Source organism: Rheinheimera sp. D18 (assembly GCF_004345025.1).
In the GTDB taxonomy this organism is placed as follows: domain Bacteria; phylum Pseudomonadota; class Gammaproteobacteria; order Enterobacterales; family Alteromonadaceae; genus Alishewanella; species Alishewanella metallidurans.
The window spans coordinates 691587-713604 of sequence record NZ_CP037745.1; the positions used below are offsets into that span (position 1 = coordinate 691587).

Sequence of the window (22018 nt, forward strand, 5' to 3'; positions counted from 1 at the left end):
AAGCCATTATTGATGCTCGGTTAACTCGGATAATTCGCGACTTAGTAAGTCGGCATCACCAAGATTAAGCTCTAACAAGCGACGTAAATGCGATACGCTATCAATATCTATTTTTTCACAGTGCAAGCCAATCAAACTGTCTGACATATGCGCAACACTAACGGTCATGGCTAGCTCTATAGGTAAATCTTCAAGTTGAATACGTAACTGGAGCAATGAAGCTACGTCAGTTGGCCAGTTGCTGGGTTTCGTAACAAGTGCGCCTTTTAACGAGAGATCTAATACATCGGTTACCAAGCTTTGGTTACCGATATCAAGATGAGCCTTGCCCTTAAAATTTACCCGGCTAAAACGTCTGTTGTTCATTGCATCTCCTATAACACTATAAGAAGAATAGCGGCTTTCAGTAAAAAGAACAGCCGCTACGGGAAGCGCAAACTGATGTTACTTAACTAATATCTTCACCAGCCGCTTGGCGATCGGCGTGGTAGCTTGAGCGCACAAATGGGCCACTGGCGACGTGTTTAAAGCCTAGCTCATAAGCAATACGTTTTATTTCATCAAACTCTGCCGGTGGCATATAACGCTTAACGGGTAAGTGGTGTTTACTCGGCTGTAGATATTGCCCTACGGTAAGCATGTCTACGTCGTGCTCACGCAAGTCTTTTAGCACTTCAATTAGCTCTTCAGTAGTTTCACCTAAACCTACCATTAAACCCGACTTGGTAGACACTTGCGGGTGTGCGGCTTTAAAGCGCTTTAATAGTTGTAGCGACCACTTATAGTCGGCACCTGGCCGTGCCAGCTTGTATAAGCGTGGCGCGGTTTCTAGGTTATGGTTAAACACGTCTGGCGGTGTTTGCGTCAGTATGTCTAATGCCGTATCCATCCGGCCGCGAAAATCGGGTACTAACACTTCAATTTTAATCTGTGGGCTGTGTTGGCGAATTTCACTAATACAATCAGCAAAATGCTGGGCACCACCGTCGCGCAGATCGTCACGATCTACTGAAGTAATAACTACGTATTTTAACTTCATATCACGGATAGTTAATGCAAGTTTTTCTGGCTCTTCTGCGCTAGGCGGTAATGGACGGCCATGAGCAACGTCACAAAACGGGCAGCGGCGGGTGCAAATAGCACCCAAAATCATAAAGGTGGCCGTACCGTGGTTAAAACATTCGGTCAGGTTTGGGCAGGCCGCTTCTTCGCATACCGAATGCAGGCCATGTTTGCGTAATGCACCCTTGATGTGATCAATACGTTCAGAACTTTTTGGCAGTTTAATTTTCAGCCACTCTGGCTTGCGCAGCATTTGCTCAGGCTCTGTTGGCAGTACTTTTATTGGAATAAGCGCCATTTTTTCAGCGTCGCGCAGTTTAACGCCAGGTTCCATGCGTGCAGTTTTAGTCATTTTGCCAGTCTAACCCTGTTGTGTGCTGCGGTGTTGCGACATTCAATTGCTGCAAAAAACACTGCACTATTTGCTGTTTGGCCTCGGCAATATTTTGCGGGCCGCCTAAATCTTTACTCTGTACCATTTGCATACCGGCATAACCACAAGGGTTAATGCGAGAAAATGGCGTTAAATCCATATTTACGTTTAATGCTAAGCCATGAAACGTACAGCCTTTGCGTACTCTAAGGCCTAGTGAGGCTATTTTAGCCTCATCAACGTATACGCCTGGGGCGTCTGCTTTGGCATAGGCGCGAATACCGTATGGCAATAATAGTTGGATTAGTACTTGCTCAAGCATAGTGACTAATTGGCGTACGCCTAAATTACGACGTTTTAAATCCAGCAATACATACACCACAAGCTGACCTGGGCCGTGATAGGTTACTTGACCGCCTCGGTCTACCTTAACCACAGGAATATCGCCAGGAAACAGCAGGTGCTCTTCTTTACCGGCTTGGCCTTGGGTAAACACTGGATAATGCTCTAATAACCAGAGCTGATCTAGCGTGGTAGCGTTACGCTGATCGGTAAACTGCTGCATGGCTTGCCACACCGTAGTGTAGTCTTGTACGCCAAGCTCTCGTACTACAAGCTGGTCGGCTATGTCTGAAACTGCGTTCATCTAGGATCCGGCGTATTTAAAATGCGCGGTATTATACCGTTTTATCACGATAATACGAATGGCACTGCAGGTGGTACTACCTTAGAGTACGTAACGCACCAGTTCTATTTTGCCAAGCTCAGTGTACAGCAGTTCAATATGATGTTTGCTGGTAACAGTAACATTTACTGTAACTGAGTGATAATTACCTTTACTACTAGGTTTAACGATGGGGCTGTAATCACCCGCATCAGTGTGCTGACGCACAACCGTCATTATGTGGTCGACGAGATTTTCGTGAGCCACACCGAGAATTTTAAAGTTAAATGAGCAAGGAAACTCAAGATATTCATCAAACTTAGTGTCTTTTACTTCATGCGCCATGGCTATCTCACTATCGCGGGGCTATTACATCCGCGTTTATTGTAACAAAAAGTCCCGAACATTGCCGGGACTTGATACGTTAACCTACAGATTTACTAATTAAACTGCATTTTAATCGAATCAATCATTCGGCTGAAAAAGCCGCCTTCAGCTGCATCTTCAAGCGCGACTAAAGGGTAGGTAGCAATATCTTCACCGTTAAGTTTTAAATACACAGTGCCAACCTGTTGCCCTTTATTGATGGGGGCAATCAGTTGTTGATTCAAGGTGAAATCTGTTTGTAAGTTTTTGCTCTGACCGCGGGCTATGGTTACCTGTGCGTCTTGTAAAATACCTAGTTTGATTTTATCTTGCTTCCCTTTCCAAATTTGCTGTTCAGCAAACTCTTTACCTGCAGCGTAAGGCACAATAGTTTCAAAGAAGCGAAAGCCGTAAGTGAGTAACTTTTTATTTTCGGTTTGGCGTGCGCGCTCGTTGCTGGTACCCATAACTACTGAGATTAAACGCATGCCGTCACGTTTGGCCGAGGTAATTAAGCTAAAACCCGCTTCGTCAGTATGGCCAGTTTTAATGCCGTCCACTTCTAGGCTGCGATCCCATAATAGTGAGTTACGGTTGTATTGTTTAATTTTATTGTAGGTAAACTCTTTTTCTGAATAGATGGCGTATTCGTCGGGCACGTCACGGATTAATGCCGCTGATAATAGCGCCATATCGCGTGGTGTAGAAAAGTTTTCCGCACTAGGTAAGCCATGTGCATTACCAAAGCGGCTGTTGTGCATGCCTAAACGTTGAGCATGAGCATTCATTAAGTCAACAAAGGCACTTTCGCTACCAGCAATATGTTCTGCCATGGCGACGCAAGCATCGTTACCCGATTGAATGATAATGCCTTTGTTTAAATCAGCGACTGAAACTTGGGTACCGACTTCAATAAACATCAGCGATGAACCAGGGAAATTCTTCGCCCACGCATTTTCGCTAATAGTAACCATGTCGGCGTTAGTAATATTGCCCTTTTTCAGCTCTGTACCAATAACATAGCTAGTCATCATTTTAGTTAAACTAGCTGGGGCTAATGACATATCTGCATTATTTTCTGCTAATACCTTACCTGTATCAAAATCGACAAGTATGTGCCCTTTAGCGGCAACTTCAGGCGCAGAAGGCAAGATAGTTTGTGCTTGGGCAGTTAGGCTAATACTAGCAAAAGTAAGGGCGGCGGCAGAGAAAATATGGCAATAACTATTCATGAGACCTGTTCTTATATTTTATTGATAATGATGGTTAATACAGCGATTAACTGCACAGTGTGCTGTCAGCAAAATAAGCTGACGGGAAACTACCCGCTCTTAATTGATTAAGCCAACGCTGAGCTTGCTGTTTGTCCGTAGTAGGACCAACCAACAGGCGGAAAATTCCACTGGCGGGCTTAATCTCTGTAGGTAATGCCTGTTGTTGATGCAACTGTTGTTGTAATTTATTTAATTTGGCACTGTCTGAACTGGCGAAAACTTGAATAAAACATTGTTCTGGCTTAGTTGCTTGCGCCAACATAGCCGGTGACTGTAACAGTTCAAGCTTAACTCTGGCTGTACCTAGTTGTAACATGCCGAGTTTATTTGCTGCTGAGTAAGATAAATCAATAACGCGATCGCGATGAAATGGCCCGCGGTCATTAACTCTGACAATAGCCGTTTTGTTATTATCTAAGTTAGTCACCTTAACATAAGAGGGCAGAGGCAAGGTTTTGTGAGCGGCGCTCATGGCAAACATGTTGTAGGTTTCACCATTTGACGTCAGGTGACCATGAAATTTATTGCCATACCACGAAGCCATACCAACTTCATCATGTGCTGTGGCGCTAATTAGCGGGCTGTAATCTTGGCCAAACAAATTGTATGGTTTGTTACCTCCACGGCTTAATGGTTCAGCCAGTGGTGTAGGATCGGTCATTTCTAATAAAGTGGGTAAACGCTGCGGAATACTGTCTTTATTTTGCTGATAACGCCCAGCGTTAGGTTCTGGCGCACTGGTTACCGACGGTTGGCGCGTGCTACTACAAGCGGTCAGTATAAAAAGGCTAACTAGGGTTATAACAAGATATTTCATTAGGGTGCTGCCAATATACGTTTATGAGTGCCTAGCGACATAATGATACCAAATGCAGCCATTAGCGTTACCATTGAAGTGCCGCCATAACTTACTAACGGCAAGGGCACGCCAACCACAGGTAATAAACCCGATACCATACCTATGTTAACAAAAACATAGACAAAAAACGTTAGTGTAAAGCTGCCGGCAACTAATTTACTGTAATTATCTTGAGCTTGGCTAGAAATAACCATACAGCGGTAAATAATAAATAAATACAAAGCTAATAACACTAACACGCCAAGTAAACCAAGCTCTTCACTAATTACGGCAAAAATAAAGTCGGTATGGCGCTCAGGTAGAAACTCTAATTGCGACTGAGTGCCTTGCAAGTAACCTTTACCGTCTAAACCGCCTGAGCCTATAGCTATTTTTGACTGAATAATGTGATAGCCAGAACCCAGTGGATCACTCTCTGGATTAAGAAAGGTCAGTACGCGTTGACGTTGATAATCGTGCATCAAAAAGATCCACAGCACCGGTAAAAAAGCCGAAATAATGCTGGCAACAAAAATGATAATACGCCAGCTCATACCTGACATAAACAAGACAAATACACCTGCGGTGGCAATAAGGATTGAGGTGCCAAGGTCGGGCTGAACGGCAATAAGTAGTGTAGGCGCGGCACACATTATAACGCCAACGACTAAGTGCCAAATTTTCGGTGGTAGGCTATGTGTGGCAATAAACCAAGCTACAGCCATAGGCACGGCTAATTTCATTATTTCTGACGGCTGAAACTTCATAAAGCCTAAGTCTAACCAGCGCTGTGCGCCTTTACCAATGTGACCAACCATTAATACCGCGACTAATAAAGCTAAGCCGACAAGAAATAACGGCATTGACCAGCGCCTGAGTGTTTGTGGTTTAATTTGTGCTAAGGCAATCATTACCGCCATTGCGATACCCAGTCGAATTATTTGCCCTTGCATCATGGCGATATTTTGACCAGATGCGCTATAAAGAATAACTAAACCAAAACTCACTAATGCTAGCAGACCCAGTACCAGGGGCCCGTCAATATGAAATTGCGTTAATGTGCTTTGTCGGGTGGAATTATCAAACAGCTTAGTCATTGCTGTTTACTCCAGCAGAAAAATAATAATCTAATATGTGACGAGCAATCGGCGCAGCATTACTACCACCGCCGCCGGCGTTTTCTAGGGCAACCGCGATAACAACAGTGGGGTTATCAAAGGGCGCATAACCAATAAACATCGCATTGTCTCGTAAGCGTTCATCAATGGCATTGGCATCGTATTTTGCATCTTGGGCAATAGCGGCTAATTGCGCAGTACCGGTTTTGCCTGCAGCATCATAGGTACTGCCAATAAAAGCTTTATGGGCTGAGCCACCTAATTCTTTTACCGTACGATGCATGGTATCCATAATTACCTGCCAATTTTTTATGTTCACCACTTCTATAACTGGGGTTAAATCAGGCAAGTTTGGTACTTTAGCTTGTTCATCACTAAAGGCGGTAACAAGATGAGGCGTTGGCCGCTCGCCGTGGTTTAATATCACTGAGGTAGCAACGGCCAGTTGCAATGGCGTTGTAGTCCAGTAACTTTGGCCAATACTTAGTGGTACTGTATCGCCTTGATACCATGGCTGATTATGTTTAGCGCGTTTCCAACCTCGCGATGGCATAATGCCACTATTTTCTTCTAGAATATCAACGCCTGTTTTTTCGCCAAAACCCATTTTACCCATGTAATCAGAAATACGATCTATGCCTAACTTAACCCCTAACTCATAAAAAAAGGTATCACAACTTTTCGTAATGGCTAGGTAAAGATCAACCCAACCATGACCCCAGCGTAGGTGGTCGCGATAACGATGGTCAACGTTGGGTAGCATAAAATAACCTGGATCCCAAATTTTGGTTGTGGGCGTAATGGTATTAGTTTCTAAACCAAGTAATGCGAGATGCGGCTTAATGGTGGATGCTGGTGGGTAAGTACCTTGGGTTACTCGGTTAATCAGCGGTCGATCGCGAGAGTGGAGTAATTCGTTATAGTTAGTTGAGCTGATACCAAGCACAAACAAATTAGGGTCATAACTTGGGTTGCTGTAAAACGCCAGTACTGCGCCATCGCGCGGATCCATGGCAACAATAGCTCCTCGTTGTGTTTTAAGTACTTGCTGCGCAGTAAGCTGCAAACCGACATCTAAACCCAAATGAATGTTTTTGCCGGATATCGCAGGCACCGAGCGCAATACTCTAATTAAGCGACCGCGGTTATTTACTTCAACCTCTTGATATCCCATGGTGCCGTGCAGTTCTCGCTGATAAAAACGCTCTAGGCCAATTTTACCAATGTCCCGGCTAGCGGCGTAGTTCGGTGCTTCGCCGTCAGCTTCAAGTTGTTGTAACTCACGCACGTTTATTTTGCCAATATACCCCAGTGCGTGGGTAAATAAGTTGCCAAATGGATAGTGGCGGCTTAAACGGGCTTCAACCGACACCCCCGGAAAACGATGTTGGTTGGCCGCTATTATGGCAACTTCGGTGTCATTAAGTTGTTCTTTTAACGCAATGCTATTAAAGCGACGCTGGGCTTTAACTTGCTTTAAAAATGAAGCGGTTTGCTCCGGATTAAGTTCAATCAACTCTGCGATGGCGGCAAGCGTTGACGGCATATCCTTAATTTGTTCGGGTACTAGTTCTAGTGAAAATACCGGCCGGTTTTCGGCGAGTAAAATACCGCTGCGGTCAAAAATAAGGCCGCGATTAGGCGCCATGGGGACGACTTTAATACGGTTGTCTTCAGAGCGGGTTTGATAATCTTGATAAGATACAATTTGCAGCTGGTATTGGTTAAAAATAATGATACAAAAAAGCAGTACCACGACTAGCATTGCAACTACCGCTCTGTGATTAAACAGTCGGGCTTCGGCAGCAAAGTCTTGAATGGCTACGCGCTTTTTTAACATCTTTACTCGCGATGATAAGGGTGATTAGTGCAAATGCTCCAAGCGCGATAGAGGCTTTCTGCCAATACCACGCGAACCAGTGGATGTGGTAATGTTAGGGCTGATAATGACCACTTAGCCTCACTTGCCGCAATACACGCTGGCGCAAGGCCCTCAGGGCCGCCAACTAATAAGCACACATCTCTACCGTCACGCAGCCAGTCTGTTAATTTAGTTGATAGCTGGGGGCTGCTCCACGTTTCACCGGTGACTTCTAGCGTCACTATTTTGCTACCTCGTGGTACGGCAGCCAACATTTTTTCGCCTTCTTGCTCTAAAATGCGCTTAATGTCGGCATTTTTACCGCGTTTTCCGGCCGGAACTTCTATCAGTTCCAGTGGCATATCGCGCGGAAAGCGGCGAGCATATTCGTCATAGCCGCTTTGCACCCACGCTGGCATTTTACTACCAACAGCGATCAGTATTAACTTCATACTGGCTTAGGCACTCCACAGTTTTTCCAATTGATAAAAATTGCGGCTCTCTTCTAGCATTACGTGCACTACGACATCATCTAGATCGAGTAATACCCATTCACCTGAGCCTTGACCTTCGATACCTAGCGTTTCAATGCCCGCTTTTTTGACTTCAGCTGCAATATAGTCAGCAATAGATCTTGTATGACGGTTAGATGTGCCTGAGCACAGAATCATAAAGTCAGTAACACTTGATTTACCCCGAACATCTAAGGTTATGATATCACGGCCTTTCATGTCGTCAATTTTGTCCTGAATAAAGCTTACCAGCTCGGTTGTTTGCACCCTAATTCCTCTGCGAGTTAAAAAAGCGGCATTTTAGCATAGTTTAAGCCAGTAGATAGCTCTTACGCCTGATAGAGTTGTTGTGTTTGAATATAGTTCAATACAGCAGGATCTAAAGTTTTTGTGCAAAGGCTAGTAATGTTGAGCGATGGCTGACGAAGCTGCTGGCGGATTTCACTAGCACTGATATCGGCTAGCGGATTTTTCAGTACTAAAATACAGCCAGCTTTAGCTTGGCGCTGTAACTTAATATCTGTAACCCCATAGTGACTAAGCATAAATGGTGCGTCGCCGTCATCCGCGCTATAGCCAGGCCGCTCGCATACTAGAAGGTGTGCGTACTGAAGAATGTTTTGCCAGTCTTTCCATTGCCGAAAATAGCATAACGAGTCCATACCAATAATAAAGTAGAACTGACTGTTAGGCTCATTTGCCGTTAGTAGCTTTAAGCTGTCGATCGTATAAGAGGGGCTATGTTTATCTAGTTCTAGCCGTTCTAGTTGTAGTTTTGGATAAAGCTGAATAGCCAGTTTTACCATGACTGCGCGTTGTTCAGCGCTAACCCCCGGTGTCTCGCGGTGTGCGGGCAGATGGCAAGGCATTAAGCGCACCTCATCTAACCCACAGTGTTGTTGTACATAGTTGGCACAACTTATGTGGCCATAGTGTACTGGATCAAAGGTGCCACCTAAAATACCGATATGCTTAATCATAACTGGCCTGTTGTTGCAGTGAGAATACCTTAGGCACAGGTTTAATAAACAACGTAACTAAATGCGCCAGTGCAACTTCTGCATTACTTAGCTGGCCACTTTTATACAAGCGGTCAAATGCTGCTAGCTCTTGTAATAAATAGTCGAGCCAGTTCAATGATAAGCGTTTTAGTGCCGCTTGGTATAGCGGTTGGCGTTTAGGCCAAATTGCCATGCTTTTGTATAGATCATTGGGGTTTTGTTGTAGCTGTATGGCCAGCTGTAACTGACGTAACTGCAATATTTCTTTTTGTAACTGCCACGCAATAATAACCGGTTCAGTATCTTGCTGACATAATCGATGTAAGCGGTGCAATGCGTCGTCTGCTTGACCTTGCAAAATTACATCCACAAGTTGAAATACAGTAAAGTTAGAATAATCAGCCAAAAATGTGTTTAATGCATTAGCATCTAATGGCTGAGGCATATTAGCCAGCGCTAGTTTTTCTAGCTCTTGCCTCGCAGCTAATAAGTTACCGGCGCAGTGTTGCTGTAATAAGGTTAAGGCATCGCTACTTAGCTGCAATTGTAACAGCCGCGCACGGTCGCGCAGCCATTGCTGACTTTGGCGTTCATCCAGTGGGTATATAGGTACTTGCACCGCGTTGGTTTGTAATTGTTTAAACCACGCTAGCTTACTGACTTCACTGTGGCTGCGGTCGCCGTGAATAAGCAAAATAATATCGCTGTGTAATTGCTGAGGTAGCGCTTTTAGTTGTTCATTCGCTGCAGGTGACAGCTTTTGCTGTGCCAGCTCAAGTTCAATCAGACGACGCTCGGCAAATAGCGACATGGCTTGGAGCTCATTACTTAGCTCTTGCCAATCAAATTGCGCATCGGCTGTTAAACTGATGCGCTCGGCATAGCCTTGTTGTTTTGCCGCCGCGCGAATTGCGTCGATAGCTTCAAGCTTTTGCAGTGGTTCATCACCAAATAGCAGGTAACAGGGGGCTAGAGAGCTGTTTAAGTGCGCCGGTAGCTGATTTGCGTACAGTTTTTGCATCAGCAAGCCTGTTCTTGCATTAGTGCAGTCGAGCCAGCTGGCGCATAATGCGGTTCGCGGCTTGCTGGCGTAGCTCGTCAAGCATAAGATCTAACTCTTTAGCTTTAGCCAATGCTTGATTTGGGTCGTCCTGATAATCGCGAAATAGCTCAAACTGATACTCTGAGGGCTCACCGTCAGGCATGGTTAGCGCGTAGCGTACTTTGTAAATCAGTTCGTACTCGGCAACCTGCCCATTTGAAAACAATGACAGCGTACGGCGCTCTAATGTGTCGTTAATTAGATGAAGCATTGGCGCCGACTTTTGATAGCTTTCAAGTAATTGTACTTTATTATACTCGAGCCTTGCGCTGAGCAATGCGGCAAGCTCAGAGTGGCGTTGGCTTTGAATATACATTGCCGAAAAGTGGCTTAGCGGTAAATCGCCGCGCAAATGAAAGCCGCAGCTGCTTAGTAATATACTACTAAACAGCAGGCATATAACGCTAAAGCGGGCCATATTAGCCCACCACCAAGTTCAATAATTTACCCGGTACATAAATAACTTTATGCACACTGACGCCCTCAAGGTGACGGCCAACATTGTCGTCAGCCTTAGCTGCTGTTAATACCGTATCTTGGTCTGCACTAGCCGCTACAGTTACCTTACCGCGTACCTTGCCATTAACCTGAACGACCACCAGTTTTTCATCTTCTACCATTGCAGCGTGATCGGCTTGTGGCCATGGCGTGTGTTCTATATCGGTGTTTTGACCTAGTTGCGCCCATAAATACTGCGCAACGTGCGGGGTAATAGGGTTAAGCATTTGCAACAGTGCTAATACGGCTTCTTGCATTACTGCGCGGTCTAGTTCTGTGGTTAAACTGGCTTTTTGCAATTTGTTGCTTAGTTCCATCACGGCGGCGATGGCGGTATTAAAGGTATAACGCCGGCCAATATCGTCAGATACTTTAGCGATGGTTTTATGTAGCTCACGACGCAAGGTTTTTTGCTCGTTATTTAGTGCACTCAGGTTTAAGTCACCTACGGTGCCACTAGCAATAAAGTCACTAACCAGTGCATAAATACGTTTAATAAAACGATGTGCGCCTTCAACAGCAGAGTCTGACCATTCTAGCGTTTGCTCTGGTGGTGCAGTAAACATCATAAATAAGCGCACGGTATCTGCGCCGTACAGATCGATAACTTTTTGTGGATCGATGCCGTTGTTTTTTGATTTCGACATCTTACTCATGCCTGATGCTACAACCGGCTTGCCATCGGTGTTTAATACTGCAGTTAAAATGCGGCCTTTCTCATCACGGCTTACGTTAACATCTTGTGGTGAAAACCACTGTTTGCCACCGTTGTCAGCCTCACGATAAAAGGTTTCTGCTAATACCATACCTTGGCATAACAAGCGTTTAAACGGCTCATCAGATTGTACTAAACCCACATCACGCAGTAATTTATGGAAGAATCGGCTATACAATAAATGTAAAATGGCGTGTTCAATACCACCTATATACTGATCGACTGGGAGCCAGTAATTGGCCTTAGCTGGGTCAAGCATGGCTTTGTCGTGATCAGGACTGCAGTAACGCGCGTAATACCAGCTAGATTCCATAAAGGTATCGAAGGTATCGGTTTCATGAAACGCTTCTTCGCCATTATAGGTGGTTTTTGCCCATTCTGGGTCGGCTTTAATGGGTGATGTTACACCATCCATAACTACATCTTCAGGCAAACGTACTGGTAGTTGATCTTCTGGTACCGGCACTTGCGAGCCATCTGCAAGATTAAGTATTGGAATTGGTGTACCCCAATAGCGCTGGCGTGACACGCCCCAATCGCGTAGGCGATAGTTTACTTTTACTTCGCCACGACCAATGCTTGCAAGCTTGTCGGCAATTGCTGAAAATGCTTGCTCAAACGCTAAACCGTCAAACTCGGCCGAGTTAATAAGTACACCTTTTTCTGTGTAAGCGGCTTCGTTTAGATCGCAGGTTGGTGCGCTGTTAACCGCCGGGGTAATAACCTGTTTAATCGGTAGGTTATATTTTTTGGCAAATTCATAGTCGCGTTGATCGTGTGCGGGAACCGACATAACGGCGCCCGAGCCGTAATCCATTAAAACAAAATTAGCTACCCATACCGGCATGGGTTCGCCGGTTAGTGGATGTATGGCATATATGCCTGTAGCGCAGCCTTTTTTCTCCATGGTCGCCAATTCGGCTTCAGCCATTTTGCTGCCTTTGCAGTCTTCAATAAAAGCGGCTAATTGCGCGTTGTGTTGTGCGGCTTTTTGCGCGAGCGGGTGCTGGGTTGCCACGGCAACATAGGTAACCCCATACAGCGTGTCTGGGCGAGTGGTGTATACGCTTAATTGGCTATTATCATCTTTAATGTCAAAACAAATTTCGACACCTTCGGAGCGACCAATCCAGTTTTTTTGCATGGTTTTAACTTGTTCAGGCCAACCATCTAGTTGATCTAAGTCTTGCAATAGCTCTTCAGCGTACGCCGTTATTTTAATAAACCACTGTGCTAACTCACGTTGCTCAACTAAAGCACCTGAACGCCAACCCCGACCATCAATAACCTGCTCATTTGCTAATACACATTGGTCAACTGGATCCCAATTGACGGTAGCCATTTTCTTATAAACCAAACCTTTTTCGTACAACTTGGTAAAAAACCACTGTTCCCATTTGTAATACTCGGGTTTACAGGTGGCTAGCTCTCGGCTCCAATCGTAACCAAAGCCTAAGCGTTTTAATTGAGTGCGCATGTAATCAATGTTTTCGTAGGTCCACTTAGCTGGCGCGGTATTATTGTTTATTGCCGCGTTTTCAGCAGGTAAACCAAAAGCATCCCAGCCCATCGGTTGCATAACATTTTTGCCCTGCATGCGCTGAAAACGGCTAACCACATCGCCTATGGTGTAATTACGCACGTGGCCCATATGTAGACGGCCACTTGGGTAAGGAAACATAGAGAGGCAGTAGAATTTTTCTTTATTTTCATCTTCTACTACTTTAAAGGCGTTGCTTTGTTCCCATTGCTGCTGCAGCGTGGTTTCAATCTGCTGCGGGTTATATTGTTCTTGCATTAAGGTCGTCCGAAAGTGGGGTTAATATAGCTGCCGCTTAAGCGACAAAAAAGTAGCTATAGCATACCGCAGCCAGGTTTTGACAACAACAAGCAGCGCATTGTCTATACTGGTTTTAAATCATTGGAGGGGCTATGACAGATTTTATAAAGAAGTATAACGCGTGGTTGCATGAGTTTACGCAGATTATGCAACAGGCAGAGCGCCGACAGCTTGATAATATGGTTGATTTTGCTGAGCAGTTAAAGGCTTATTTACATGCCGGAAAAGAACTCAGCGCGTATGAAACGCAGTTATTTGTCGAAACCTTAAGGCGGCAATGGCAAGGCTATAATAAGCAACAAGAAGAACAAGATAGCACTACAATACCTTCTTTATGGCCGGAAGCCTTATGGCAAGAGCTAAGCGCTATTACTGATAAAAGCCAACTAGAATGGCAAGAGTTAGCACAGGACTTTAAACATCAAGGCGTGTACTACCAAGGTGAAATTGTTGGCATGGGCCGTTATCGTTGCAGTCAATGTTTAAATTGTGCTGATTACACTCACCCAAGCGAATTGCTTGCCTGCAGCCAATGTGGTGCTGTGCAGTTTTTCCGCGAAGGCTTGCCAGTGTAGTGCGACATTAGCTTAGTAACCGATTGCGAGAACTGTAATGGGCAGGGGTACGGTTTTTTGTTAGAGTACCAGCCCATTGCGATAGTTAAAATGATACCCATGCTTATTTATTTAAAACAACACTGGTTTTCAAACCTGCGCGGTGACGTGCTTTCTGCTTTAGTCGTTGCCCTAGCACTTATTCCTGAAGCTATCGCATTTTCAATAATTGCCGGTGTTGACCCTAAAGTGGGCTTATATGCCTCATTTTGTATTGCGGTAATTACGGCTTTTGCTGGCGGTCGCCCAGCAATGATTTCAGCTGCTACTGGTGCAATGGCATTAGTCATGGTGACCTTGGTGCGTGAGCATGGCTTACAGTACTTACTGGCCGCTACGTTGTTAACTGGGGTTATTCAAATTGTGTTTGGCGTATTTAAACTGGGCGATTTAATGCGTTTTGTTTCGCGTTCAGTGGTTACAGGTTTTGTTAACGCGCTAGCTATTCTTATTTTTTTGGCGCAGTTACCTGAGCTTAGCGGCCAGCACGGCACTACCTTAGTTTACGGTATGACCGCACTAGGTTTGGCTATTATCTATTTATTTCCGTATATCACTCAGGCGATTCCGTCACCATTAATTTGTATTTTAGTGCTTACTGCGCTGGCACTGTATTTTGGTATGGATATTCGTACGGTAGCCGACATGGGCGAGTTGCCCGATAGCTTACCCATATTTCTCTGGCCTGAAGTACCACTTACGTTGGATACCCTTAGCATTATTTTTCCGTATGCTTTAGCCCTTGCTGTGGTTGGCATTTTAGAGTCATTAATGACAGCGACTATTGTGGATGACTTAACGGATACGAACAGTAACAAAAATCGTGAATGTGTAGGCCAAGGTATTGCTAATATTGGTTCAGGTTTAATGGGCGGTATGGCGGGGTGTGCGATGATTGGCCAATCGGTGATTAACGTTAAATCGGGCGGCCGAACTCGGTTATCTACGTTATTAGCTGGCGTGTTTTTGCTAATTTTTATTGTGTTTTTAGACCAGTGGGTTGGGCTTATTCCCATGGCTGCGCTGGTAGCCATTATGGTTATGGTCTCAATTGGTACGTTTAACTGGAGTTCTATTAAGGGGTTAGCGAGTAACCCAAAAAGCTCAAGCGTGGTGATGATTGCGACCGTTCTAGTGACAGTGTTTACACATAACTTAGCTTATGGTGTGTTGGTTGGTGTGCTATTTAGTGCGTTATTTTTTGCTAATAAAGTGGGTAAGATTTTATATATTAGCTCTACGTTGACAGAGCACGGCCAACAGCGCCAGTATCAGGTAATAGGGCAAGTATTTTTTACTTCAGCGGAACAGTTTGTTGCGGGCTTTGATTTTAAAGAAGCGATAGAGCAGGTACAGATTGACGTTAGCCGTGCGCACTTTTGGGATTTAACCGCCATCAGCTCGTTAGATAAGGTAGTGCTAAAGTTTCGTCGCGAAGGCACAACAGTAACGCTAATTGGTTTGAATGATGCCAGTGCGACCTTGGTTGATAAATTTGCGCTGCATAATCAGCCAACAGCAATAGATAAGCTAAGTGAACACTAACTACTAATACGCGTACCTAGCCAAGGATAAGAATAATGAAGAGAAAAGTGCTGGCCTGTATTGATGCATCACCCTACGCCGACGTGGTATCAGACTACGCGATATGGGCGGCAGCAAAACTTGATGTTGCGGTATTGTTGGTGCATGCATTAGATAAAGCTCAACATACCCAAACCCCAGACTTAAGTGGCAGCATTGGTTTGGGCTCACAAGAACTCTTATTACAGCAGTTGGCTGAGCTTGATGAAAAGCACGGCAAGCTGGCGTTAGAGCAAGGCCGACAGTTGCTTGATACTGCCAAGTTGCGAGTTGAGCATGCTGGTGTTAGTGCAGTAGCAGAGCATTTGCGCCATGGCTCTCTATTAGAAACACTCACTGAGCTAGAGGAACAAACGCGTTTAATTGTTATCGGTAAGCGCGGAGTAAGTAGCACCGATGCGCATGGCCAGATGGGCCAGCATGTTGAGCGGCTGATCAGAAACGTACAAAAACCGATTTTGTTAACACAACAAGCTTACGCTGAGCCAAAACGTATTATGTTCGCATATGACGGCAGCGCAACGGCATTAAAAAGTCTTGAGATGCTAGCAGCAAGTCCGTTAGTGCATGGTTTACCAATACATTTAGTTATTGCTGGCGCTGAAGATGATGCGACAAGAATGCAGTTAAGTAGTGCCGCAGAACTATTAAAAACGGCGGGTTTTGATCTGAAAACCGCGATAGTTGAAGGTGAGCCACAAACAGTATTGCAACAATATCAGCAAGACCACCTAATAGATTTAATGGTAATGGGGGCTTATGGCCATTCGCGTATTCGCCAATTTATTTTAGGTAGTACGACAACAGCAATGATCTGCAATGTTAAATGCGCTCTATTAATTTTACGCTAAACCAAAAAAACGGTTAAAAATCGTTTTTTGTTCCCGCAACTCAACTTGGACATCGTTACCATGATAAAGCAGCAAAAAAGCCTATTTTGGCTAGCGTTACTGATATGTTTTTTTGTGCCACCGGTATTTGCTGCAACAGGAGGCGTCGATTTAGCTCATAGCTTTACCGGTTATGCTGCTATTGCGATCTTTGTTTTAGCTTATGCATTGGTCATGGTAGAAGAAAAAATTCATCTGCGTAAATCGAAGCCGGTATTAGTAGCGGCCGGCATTATTTGGGTACTTATCGGTTGGCAATATGTGCAAGCGGGCATGCCCGCGCAATCAGAAGCCGCATTTCGTCATACCTTGCTAGAGTTTTCTGAGTTAATGCTGTTTTTGTTGGTCGCTATGACCTACATCAACGCCTTGGAAGAGCGCCGATTATTCGATGCGTTACGCAGCTGGATGGTGCGCAAAGGCTTCACTTACCGTCAGTTGTTTTGGTTAACAGGCTGTTTGGCCTTCTTTATTTCACCGGTCGCCGATAACTTAACGACAGCATTACTCATGTGCGCGGTAGTAATGAAGGTAGCCGAGGGCGATAAGAAATTTATTAACTTGTGTTGTATCAATATTGTTGTCGCCGCCAATGCCGGTGGTGCGTTTAGCCCGTTTGGTGATATTACCTCATTAATGGTTTGGCAGGCTGGCTTCTTACACTTTGCTGAGTTTTTTGCGCTATTTATCCCGTCATTAGTTAACTTTTTAGTGCCGGCACTGGTAATGAGTTGGTTTGTTGAAAATCGAAAACCTAGTGCGGTATTAGAAGATGTTGAGCTTAAACGTGGTGCGCTGAGAATCTTAGTTCTGTTTCTATTAACTATTGCCACCGCGGTAACTTGTCATGCCGTATTGCACTTGCCGCCAGTGCTAGGGATGATGACTGGTTTGGGCTATTTACAGTTTTTTGGTTATTTTTTACGGGTATCTTTACCCGGTTCATTGGCGCGCAAGAAGGCACTGGCTGAGCGCGCTGGTGACGAAGAGCGCATTCGCTCGTTAGGTCAGGTGGTGCCCTTTGATGTGTTTAGTCGGGTAGCTCGCGCAGAATGGGATACCTTATTGTTTTTCTATGGCGTAGTAATGTGTGTTGGTGGGCTGGGCTTTATTGGCTACTTAGCCATGTTATCTGATGTGTTATACACGCAGTGGGATGCAACATCAGCCAACGTGGTGCTGGGCTTAATATCTGCAGTAGTCGACAATATTCCCGTGATGTTTGCCGTACTTACTATGCAGCCCGAAATGTCGCACGGTCATTGGTTATTGATTACCTTAACGGCGGGGGTGGGCGGTAGCTTACTTTCTATTGGTTCTGCCGCTGGTGTCGCACTTATGGGGTCAGCCCGCGGCGCGTACACCTTTATTGGCCATCTAAAATGGGCCCCAGTAATCTTTTTAGGCTATGTCGCCAGTATTTTGGTGCACTTTTGGATAAATAGTACCAGTTTTTCAGTTTTTAGTGCGGGTTGAGTAATTTTTTTATGCAAATTGCTTTATAATGCGCCGCCCGGTATCCACTGGGCGCCATTCTTCCAGAACTGAGGACAAAATTGTGAAGCAGTCTGTGCTGTACCTGTTGATATGCGCGTTATTCTCTCCTGCTGTTTTTGCCACTACCGGCGAATTAAATCTGACTTTAGCTCCCATCGGCATTATTTCGCTGGTGTTATTTGGCCTTGCATACCTGCTGGTAATGGCTGAAGAAAAAATTCATTTGCGCAAATCAAAACCTGTACTGGTAGCCGCAGGTATTATCTGGGCACTTATTGCCTGGAAATATATGCAGGAAGGCATCCCAGGTGTGACATCGGACGCGTTTCGCCATGCCTTGCTTGAGTTTTCTGAGCTGATGCTATTTTTGTTAGTCGCTATGACCTATATCAATGCGCTGGAAGAGCGCCGTTTATTTGATGCATTACGTGCTTGGATGATCCGTCGCGGTTTTAGCTACCGTACATTATTCTGGATAAGCGGTGTGCTCGCCTTTGTTATTTCCTCTTTTGCTAACAACATGACCACCGCCATGCTGATGTGTGCTGTGGTAATGAAAGTAGCAGAAGGCGATAAACGCTTTATTAACCTTACCTGTGTCAATATTGTCATTGCCGCCAATGCCGGTGGTGCCTTTATTCCTTTTGGTGACATAACCACCCTAATGGTGTGGCAAGCGGGTATCGTTACTTTTAACGAATTCTTTACGTTGTTTATACCGGCAGTAGTTAACTATATCGTGCCGGCAATTATTATGAGTTTCTTCGTTGAAAGGCGTTATCCTGCTGCATTACAAGAAGAAGTAGAGTTAAAGCGCGGCGCGCTGCGTATTTTGACTTTATTCCTAATTACTATTGCCATTGCTGTGCTTTACCATTCTTGGTTAGATTTACCGCCGGTACTAGGCATGATGACAGGTTTAGGCTTGCTACAGTTCTTTGGCTTCTTCTTACGTAAAACCTTGCCAGGTTCACTGGCGCGTAAAAAGGCCATGGCTGAACGTAACGGTGATATGGAGCGTATTCGTTCATTAGGTCAAGTTGTACCTTTTGATGTGTTTAACCGTATTGCGCGCGCCGAGTGGGATACCTTACTGTTTTTCTATGGCGTAGTAATGTGTGTTGGCGGTTTAGGTTACATAGGTTATTTAGAAATGTTGTCGGTTAGCTTATACGGTGGTGGTAACCCAACAACAGCCAACGTTATTTTAGGTTTAATGTCGTCAGTGGTTGATAACATTCCTGTTATGTTTGCAGTGTTAACCATGCAGCCTGATATGTCACACGGCCAATGGTTACTTATTACTTTAACGGCAGGTGTTGGTGGTAGCTTACTGTCTATTGGCTCTGCTGCAGGCGTGGCGTTAATGGGCCAAGCCCGTGGATATTATACCTTTGTTGGCCATTTAAAGTGGGCGCCGGTAATATTACTTGGCTACGCCGCTAGTGTGGCAACACATTTATATTTAAACGCCGACTTATTTGAAATATTTGGTCGCCCTTAAGCAATAAGTGTCAGCCCTAAAGTACTGCTAATTGTAGTGCATTAGGGCAAAATGAGGACAAGGTATGTCGAAAAAAGTTTATTGTATTGCGCAGTTTTTACCTAAAGAAGGTAAGGCTGATGAGCTATTTAACGTATTACAAGGCTTAGAACCAAATACTACGCGCGAAGACGGTTGTTTGCAGTATGTTGTAACACGGCAAATCAGTAGCCCGTTTGCTGAGGGTAAAAGTTTCCCTATCGCGTTTAACGAAATTTGGGCCGATATCGCTAGCTTTGAAGCTCACTGTCAGCGTAAAGAAATTACCGAGTTTTTTGCTACCTACTGCACTGCAGAAGCGGGCTTAGCGGCAGACTGGAATGTTTGTATATACAGCGACGAGCCGGTAAATTTTGATGCACCTAAGTTAGCTTAGCTATACTGGTTAATGTTGAACACCGAGGTTATTACAACGTAAAAGCCTTGGTGTAATAAACAATATAACTGGAGCTAAATGTGCCAACACCCGTCGAAATATTACTTATTTATGATAAAGACTGCCCAGTGTGCAATGCGTTTAGTCAAGTCGTGCGTATTCGGCAGAGTGTGGGTGAGCTAACGCTGATTAATGCGCGCGAGAATAGCGATGTTTTGGCGCAAGTGACCGCGAAAGGCTTTAATATTGATCAGGCTATGGTGCTTAAAATCGGCGATAGCTGGTACAGCGGAGCCGATGCGATGCATATGCTTGCGCTTATTAGCAGTCAATCTGGTTGGTTTAATCGTTTAAATTATTGGCTATTTAAATCGCCAACTAGGGCAAAGTACCTTTACCCAATGTTGCGCGGATGCCGAAATCTGCTGTTAAAACTACTTGGTAAGAGCAAGATTAATAATCTTGGCAGCGATGATAGCCATCGCTGATGTAGAAAAATTATTAAACTTAAGCAGAAAAAATAAGCTTTTCGTTCAGTTTTTTCGGTAATTGCTGTAAATCATCAATATTACTACTTACTATCACGATATTTGCTTTAGGCATTGCCATGGCCAACCCTAAATACTGTTGATCTGAAAATTGGGCAACAAAATCAAGTTCTGCCTGTTGAGGGACGACAAAAATGGTGGCGTAACCCGTCGCGGTTTTTACGGCGAGATGCAGTGAACGTATACCTTCGAAGGTGCAGTAACGCGCGTATATAATGTCATCTTGCCAATTGTCTAAGTGCGCATCAAAGCTAGCAAGTTTTAAATTTACGTCAGCTAGTGATTGTGTACTCGCCTGTTGTAATAATTTCGCTTCTTCTTTGTGTACATGCGCCAGCGCATGCTCGCCAATATTGCTTATTGTACTGTTGTTATAACGCTGAATGCCAAGCGTAGCAAATAGCGCGATACTGGCTGCCATGGTTAGTGGTACAAACCAGCTGCGTTGAATTTTAGTTGACGCCTTTGCCAGTTGTGCGTTATTTGCTGTCGGTATTTGCAGTAAACGTTCGCTAAGCATAGGCGGAATTGGCACCTGTAATGCATCATCTAAAGCCAAATGTTGCTGTTGTAATTCAAATGCAAACTGCGCTAAATCGGGATCTTGAGCTATTGCTGCTAGTACCTTGGGCTCAGTACTAAACGGGTTCACTAATAATATTTGTTGTAAGGTTAAATTATCCATGACTAGGCTCCCGTTGTGCATTAAGGTTATCACGCAGCATGTTACGGGCGCGAAACAGGCGGGTGTTAACGGTATTAACATTTAGCTGCAATAACTGAGCAATTTCGTCACTGCTAAAACCGCCAAGCGCTTGCAGTACTAAGGGTTCTCTATATTCCTCTGCTAACGCAGCAATATGACGGCGTAATATTAAGTTGTCGTAATTTTGCTCTGCACTTAGCTGTTCGGTGTCAGCTAAACTGTCTTGCTCAGTGGCATCATCATAAGCAAATTGTTTGCGCTCAAAGCGGCGCGCATTTTCACGGCGTAATATAGTAATTAACCAGGCTTTTGCCGCATTGACGTCTAATAGGCTATCGAGGTTTTTCCATGCGCGTAAGAAGGTTTCTTGTGTAAGATCTTGCGCAACTTCGCGATCTTTCGTTAGCCAAAAGCCATAACGAAAAATGTCTGCATGGTAATGTTGCACCAATAGCTCATAGCGCCGCTGCTTATTATCCGTTAATTGAAATACGGCTGCGCTATTAGTCGCAGTGGGTATTTTGCTTTGGCTTGATTTAATAGGTTGCTCACTCATAGATGAAGCGTCATTTGCCGCTGAGTTAGCTGCTAGCCTAACGTTATTTTGCCGTGCTGGCAAAAAATGAACATTGCCCATGATTTAAACTTATATACGCGTTTAATTGAGCTATAAGAACGGAGGATGAAAAGAAATATTTCAGCGGTTCATTAATTTATCCTTCTTGATGATAAATTAATGAACACGATATAAACGACAGAAAAAGTCGATAACGGCATCAGCATCTAGGCTACTGAAACGAACTTTACGTTTAGCCATAATGGCTTGGCCTAATGTTTTTAACGAATGCTCTAATGGTAAACCACAAGGGCGCTCTAGTTCATGATCAGCAAATAAGAAGTTTAACGCTGTGCTCGCATAAGATTTACCCGGTGCGATAGATACCAATTCTAGTTCTTGTAAACGCACACCTAGGTTGCGAATTTTCTCTAAACGGTAAGTCTCATTCATGGCTGGCTCCGTATTCTCTTTGCTCTG

At 44.5% G+C, this 22018-nt stretch carries 24 protein-coding genes; 7 read left to right on the forward strand and 17 right to left on the reverse strand.

Annotated features, from left to right (window positions below; translation table 11 throughout):
• Nucleotides 1-6: 6 nt before the first annotated feature.
• The 14 genes from E0Z06_RS03300 to leuS form a co-directional block, all read right to left on the reverse strand.
• Nucleotides 7-366, reverse strand: coding sequence for a PilZ domain-containing protein (locus E0Z06_RS03300; RefSeq protein ID WP_132581865.1), 360 nt, complete (start codon nt 364-366; stop codon nt 7-9).
• Nucleotides 367-448: 82 nt separating this feature from the next.
• A complete protein-coding gene (lipA, locus tag E0Z06_RS03305) occupies nt 449-1414 on the reverse strand; it encodes a lipoyl synthase (RefSeq protein ID WP_132581867.1) in 966 nt (321 codons plus the stop codon).
• Nucleotides 1407-2081, reverse strand: coding sequence for a lipoyl(octanoyl) transferase LipB (gene lipB / locus E0Z06_RS03310; RefSeq protein ID WP_132581869.1), 675 nt, complete (start codon nt 2079-2081; stop codon nt 1407-1409). Before lipB ends, lipA begins: the two co-directional genes overlap by 8 nt.
• Nucleotides 2082-2162: 81 nt before the next feature.
• On the reverse strand, nt 2163-2444 hold the full coding sequence (gene ybeD, locus E0Z06_RS03315) for a DUF493 family protein YbeD (protein ID WP_132581871.1): 282 nt from the start codon (nt 2442-2444) through the stop codon (nt 2163-2165).
• 95 nt (nt 2445-2539) lie between these two features.
• A complete protein-coding gene (locus tag E0Z06_RS03320; protein ID WP_132581873.1) occupies nt 2540-3697 on the reverse strand; it encodes a serine hydrolase in 1158 nt (385 codons plus the stop codon).
• A gap of 46 nt (nt 3698-3743) precedes the next feature.
• Entirely contained in the window at nt 3744-4556 is an 813-nt protein-coding gene (locus E0Z06_RS03325) for a septal ring lytic transglycosylase RlpA family protein (protein ID WP_132581875.1), read from the reverse strand.
• Nucleotides 4556-5674 carry a rod shape-determining protein RodA gene (gene rodA, locus E0Z06_RS03330; RefSeq protein ID WP_132581877.1) on the reverse strand — a complete coding sequence of 373 codons (1119 nt, stop codon included), beginning with the start codon at nt 5672-5674 and terminating at the stop codon, nt 4556-4558. Before rodA ends, E0Z06_RS03325 begins: the two co-directional genes overlap by 1 nt.
• Nucleotides 5667-7535, reverse strand: coding sequence for a penicillin-binding protein 2 (mrdA, locus tag E0Z06_RS03335; protein WP_207903136.1), 1869 nt, complete (start codon nt 7533-7535; stop codon nt 5667-5669). Before mrdA ends, rodA begins: the two co-directional genes overlap by 8 nt.
• A gap of 2 nt (nt 7536-7537) precedes the next feature.
• Entirely contained in the window at nt 7538-8008 is a 471-nt protein-coding gene (gene rlmH, locus E0Z06_RS03340; RefSeq protein WP_132581879.1) for a 23S rRNA (pseudouridine(1915)-N(3))-methyltransferase RlmH, read from the reverse strand.
• A 6-nt stretch (nt 8009-8014) separates the two neighbouring features.
• Nucleotides 8015-8335 carry a ribosome silencing factor gene (gene rsfS, locus E0Z06_RS03345; RefSeq protein ID WP_132581881.1) on the reverse strand — a complete coding sequence of 107 codons (321 nt, stop codon included), beginning with the start codon at nt 8333-8335 and terminating at the stop codon, nt 8015-8017.
• 62 nt (nt 8336-8397) lie between these two features.
• Nucleotides 8398-9048, reverse strand: a complete 651-nt coding sequence (nadD, locus tag E0Z06_RS03350) for a nicotinate-nucleotide adenylyltransferase (RefSeq protein WP_132581883.1) — start codon at nt 9046-9048, stop codon at nt 8398-8400.
• The gene (holA, locus tag E0Z06_RS03355; RefSeq protein ID WP_132581885.1) at nt 9041-10090 is read right to left on the reverse strand and encodes a DNA polymerase III subunit delta; all 1050 of its coding nucleotides are present in this window, start codon (nt 10088-10090) and stop codon (nt 9041-9043) included. The genes nadD and holA overlap by 8 nt, the downstream gene beginning before the upstream one ends.
• Nucleotides 10091-10109: 19 nt before the next feature.
• Nucleotides 10110-10589, reverse strand: a complete 480-nt coding sequence (lptE, locus tag E0Z06_RS03360) for an LPS assembly lipoprotein LptE (protein ID WP_132581887.1) — start codon at nt 10587-10589, stop codon at nt 10110-10112.
• A gap of 1 nt (nt 10590) precedes the next feature.
• The gene (leuS, locus tag E0Z06_RS03365; RefSeq protein WP_132581889.1) at nt 10591-13182 is read right to left on the reverse strand and encodes a leucine--tRNA ligase; all 2592 of its coding nucleotides are present in this window, start codon (nt 13180-13182) and stop codon (nt 10591-10593) included.
• A gap of 134 nt (nt 13183-13316) precedes the next feature.
• Between leuS and E0Z06_RS03370 the strand changes: the two genes are divergently transcribed.
• The 7 genes from E0Z06_RS03370 (at nt 13317) to E0Z06_RS03400 (ending at nt 20216) form a co-directional block, all read left to right on the forward strand.
• A complete protein-coding gene (locus E0Z06_RS03370) occupies nt 13317-13799 on the forward strand; it encodes a hypothetical protein (RefSeq protein WP_132581891.1) in 483 nt (160 codons plus the stop codon).
• A 99-nt stretch (nt 13800-13898) separates the two neighbouring features.
• Nucleotides 13899-15383 carry a SulP family inorganic anion transporter gene (locus E0Z06_RS03375; RefSeq protein WP_132586667.1) on the forward strand — a complete coding sequence of 495 codons (1485 nt, stop codon included), beginning with the start codon at nt 13899-13901 and terminating at the stop codon, nt 15381-15383.
• Between the two features lie 35 nt (nt 15384-15418).
• On the forward strand, nt 15419-16273 hold the full coding sequence (locus E0Z06_RS03380) for a universal stress protein (protein ID WP_132581893.1): 855 nt from the start codon (nt 15419-15421) through the stop codon (nt 16271-16273).
• Between the two features lie 60 nt (nt 16274-16333).
• Nucleotides 16334-17788 carry a sodium:proton antiporter NhaD gene (gene nhaD / locus E0Z06_RS03385; RefSeq protein WP_132581895.1) on the forward strand — a complete coding sequence of 485 codons (1455 nt, stop codon included), beginning with the start codon at nt 16334-16336 and terminating at the stop codon, nt 17786-17788.
• 79 nt (nt 17789-17867) lie between these two features.
• A complete protein-coding gene (gene nhaD / locus E0Z06_RS03390) occupies nt 17868-19313 on the forward strand; it encodes a sodium:proton antiporter NhaD (RefSeq protein ID WP_243695595.1) in 1446 nt (481 codons plus the stop codon).
• Between the two features lie 64 nt (nt 19314-19377).
• A complete protein-coding gene (locus tag E0Z06_RS03395; protein WP_132581899.1) occupies nt 19378-19728 on the forward strand; it encodes an antibiotic biosynthesis monooxygenase in 351 nt (116 codons plus the stop codon).
• An 80-nt stretch (nt 19729-19808) separates the two neighbouring features.
• Nucleotides 19809-20216, forward strand: coding sequence for a DCC1-like thiol-disulfide oxidoreductase family protein (locus E0Z06_RS03400; protein WP_243695550.1), 408 nt, complete (start codon nt 19809-19811; stop codon nt 20214-20216).
• Between the two features lie 19 nt (nt 20217-20235).
• Here E0Z06_RS03400 and E0Z06_RS03405 read toward each other — a convergent pair whose 3' ends face one another.
• From E0Z06_RS03405 to E0Z06_RS03415, 3 genes are all read right to left on the reverse strand, one after another.
• Nucleotides 20236-20961: a DUF3379 family protein gene (locus E0Z06_RS03405; RefSeq protein ID WP_165907368.1), complete on the reverse strand. Its 726-nt coding sequence runs from the start codon at nt 20959-20961 to the stop codon at nt 20236-20238.
• Nucleotides 20954-21619 carry a sigma-70 family RNA polymerase sigma factor gene (locus tag E0Z06_RS03410; RefSeq protein ID WP_132581903.1) on the reverse strand — a complete coding sequence of 222 codons (666 nt, stop codon included), beginning with the start codon at nt 21617-21619 and terminating at the stop codon, nt 20954-20956. Before E0Z06_RS03410 ends, E0Z06_RS03405 begins: the two co-directional genes overlap by 8 nt.
• A 96-nt stretch (nt 21620-21715) precedes the next feature.
• A complete protein-coding gene (locus E0Z06_RS03415; protein WP_132581905.1) occupies nt 21716-21991 on the reverse strand; it encodes a hypothetical protein in 276 nt (91 codons plus the stop codon).
• Nucleotides 21992-22018: the final 27 nt, after the last annotated feature.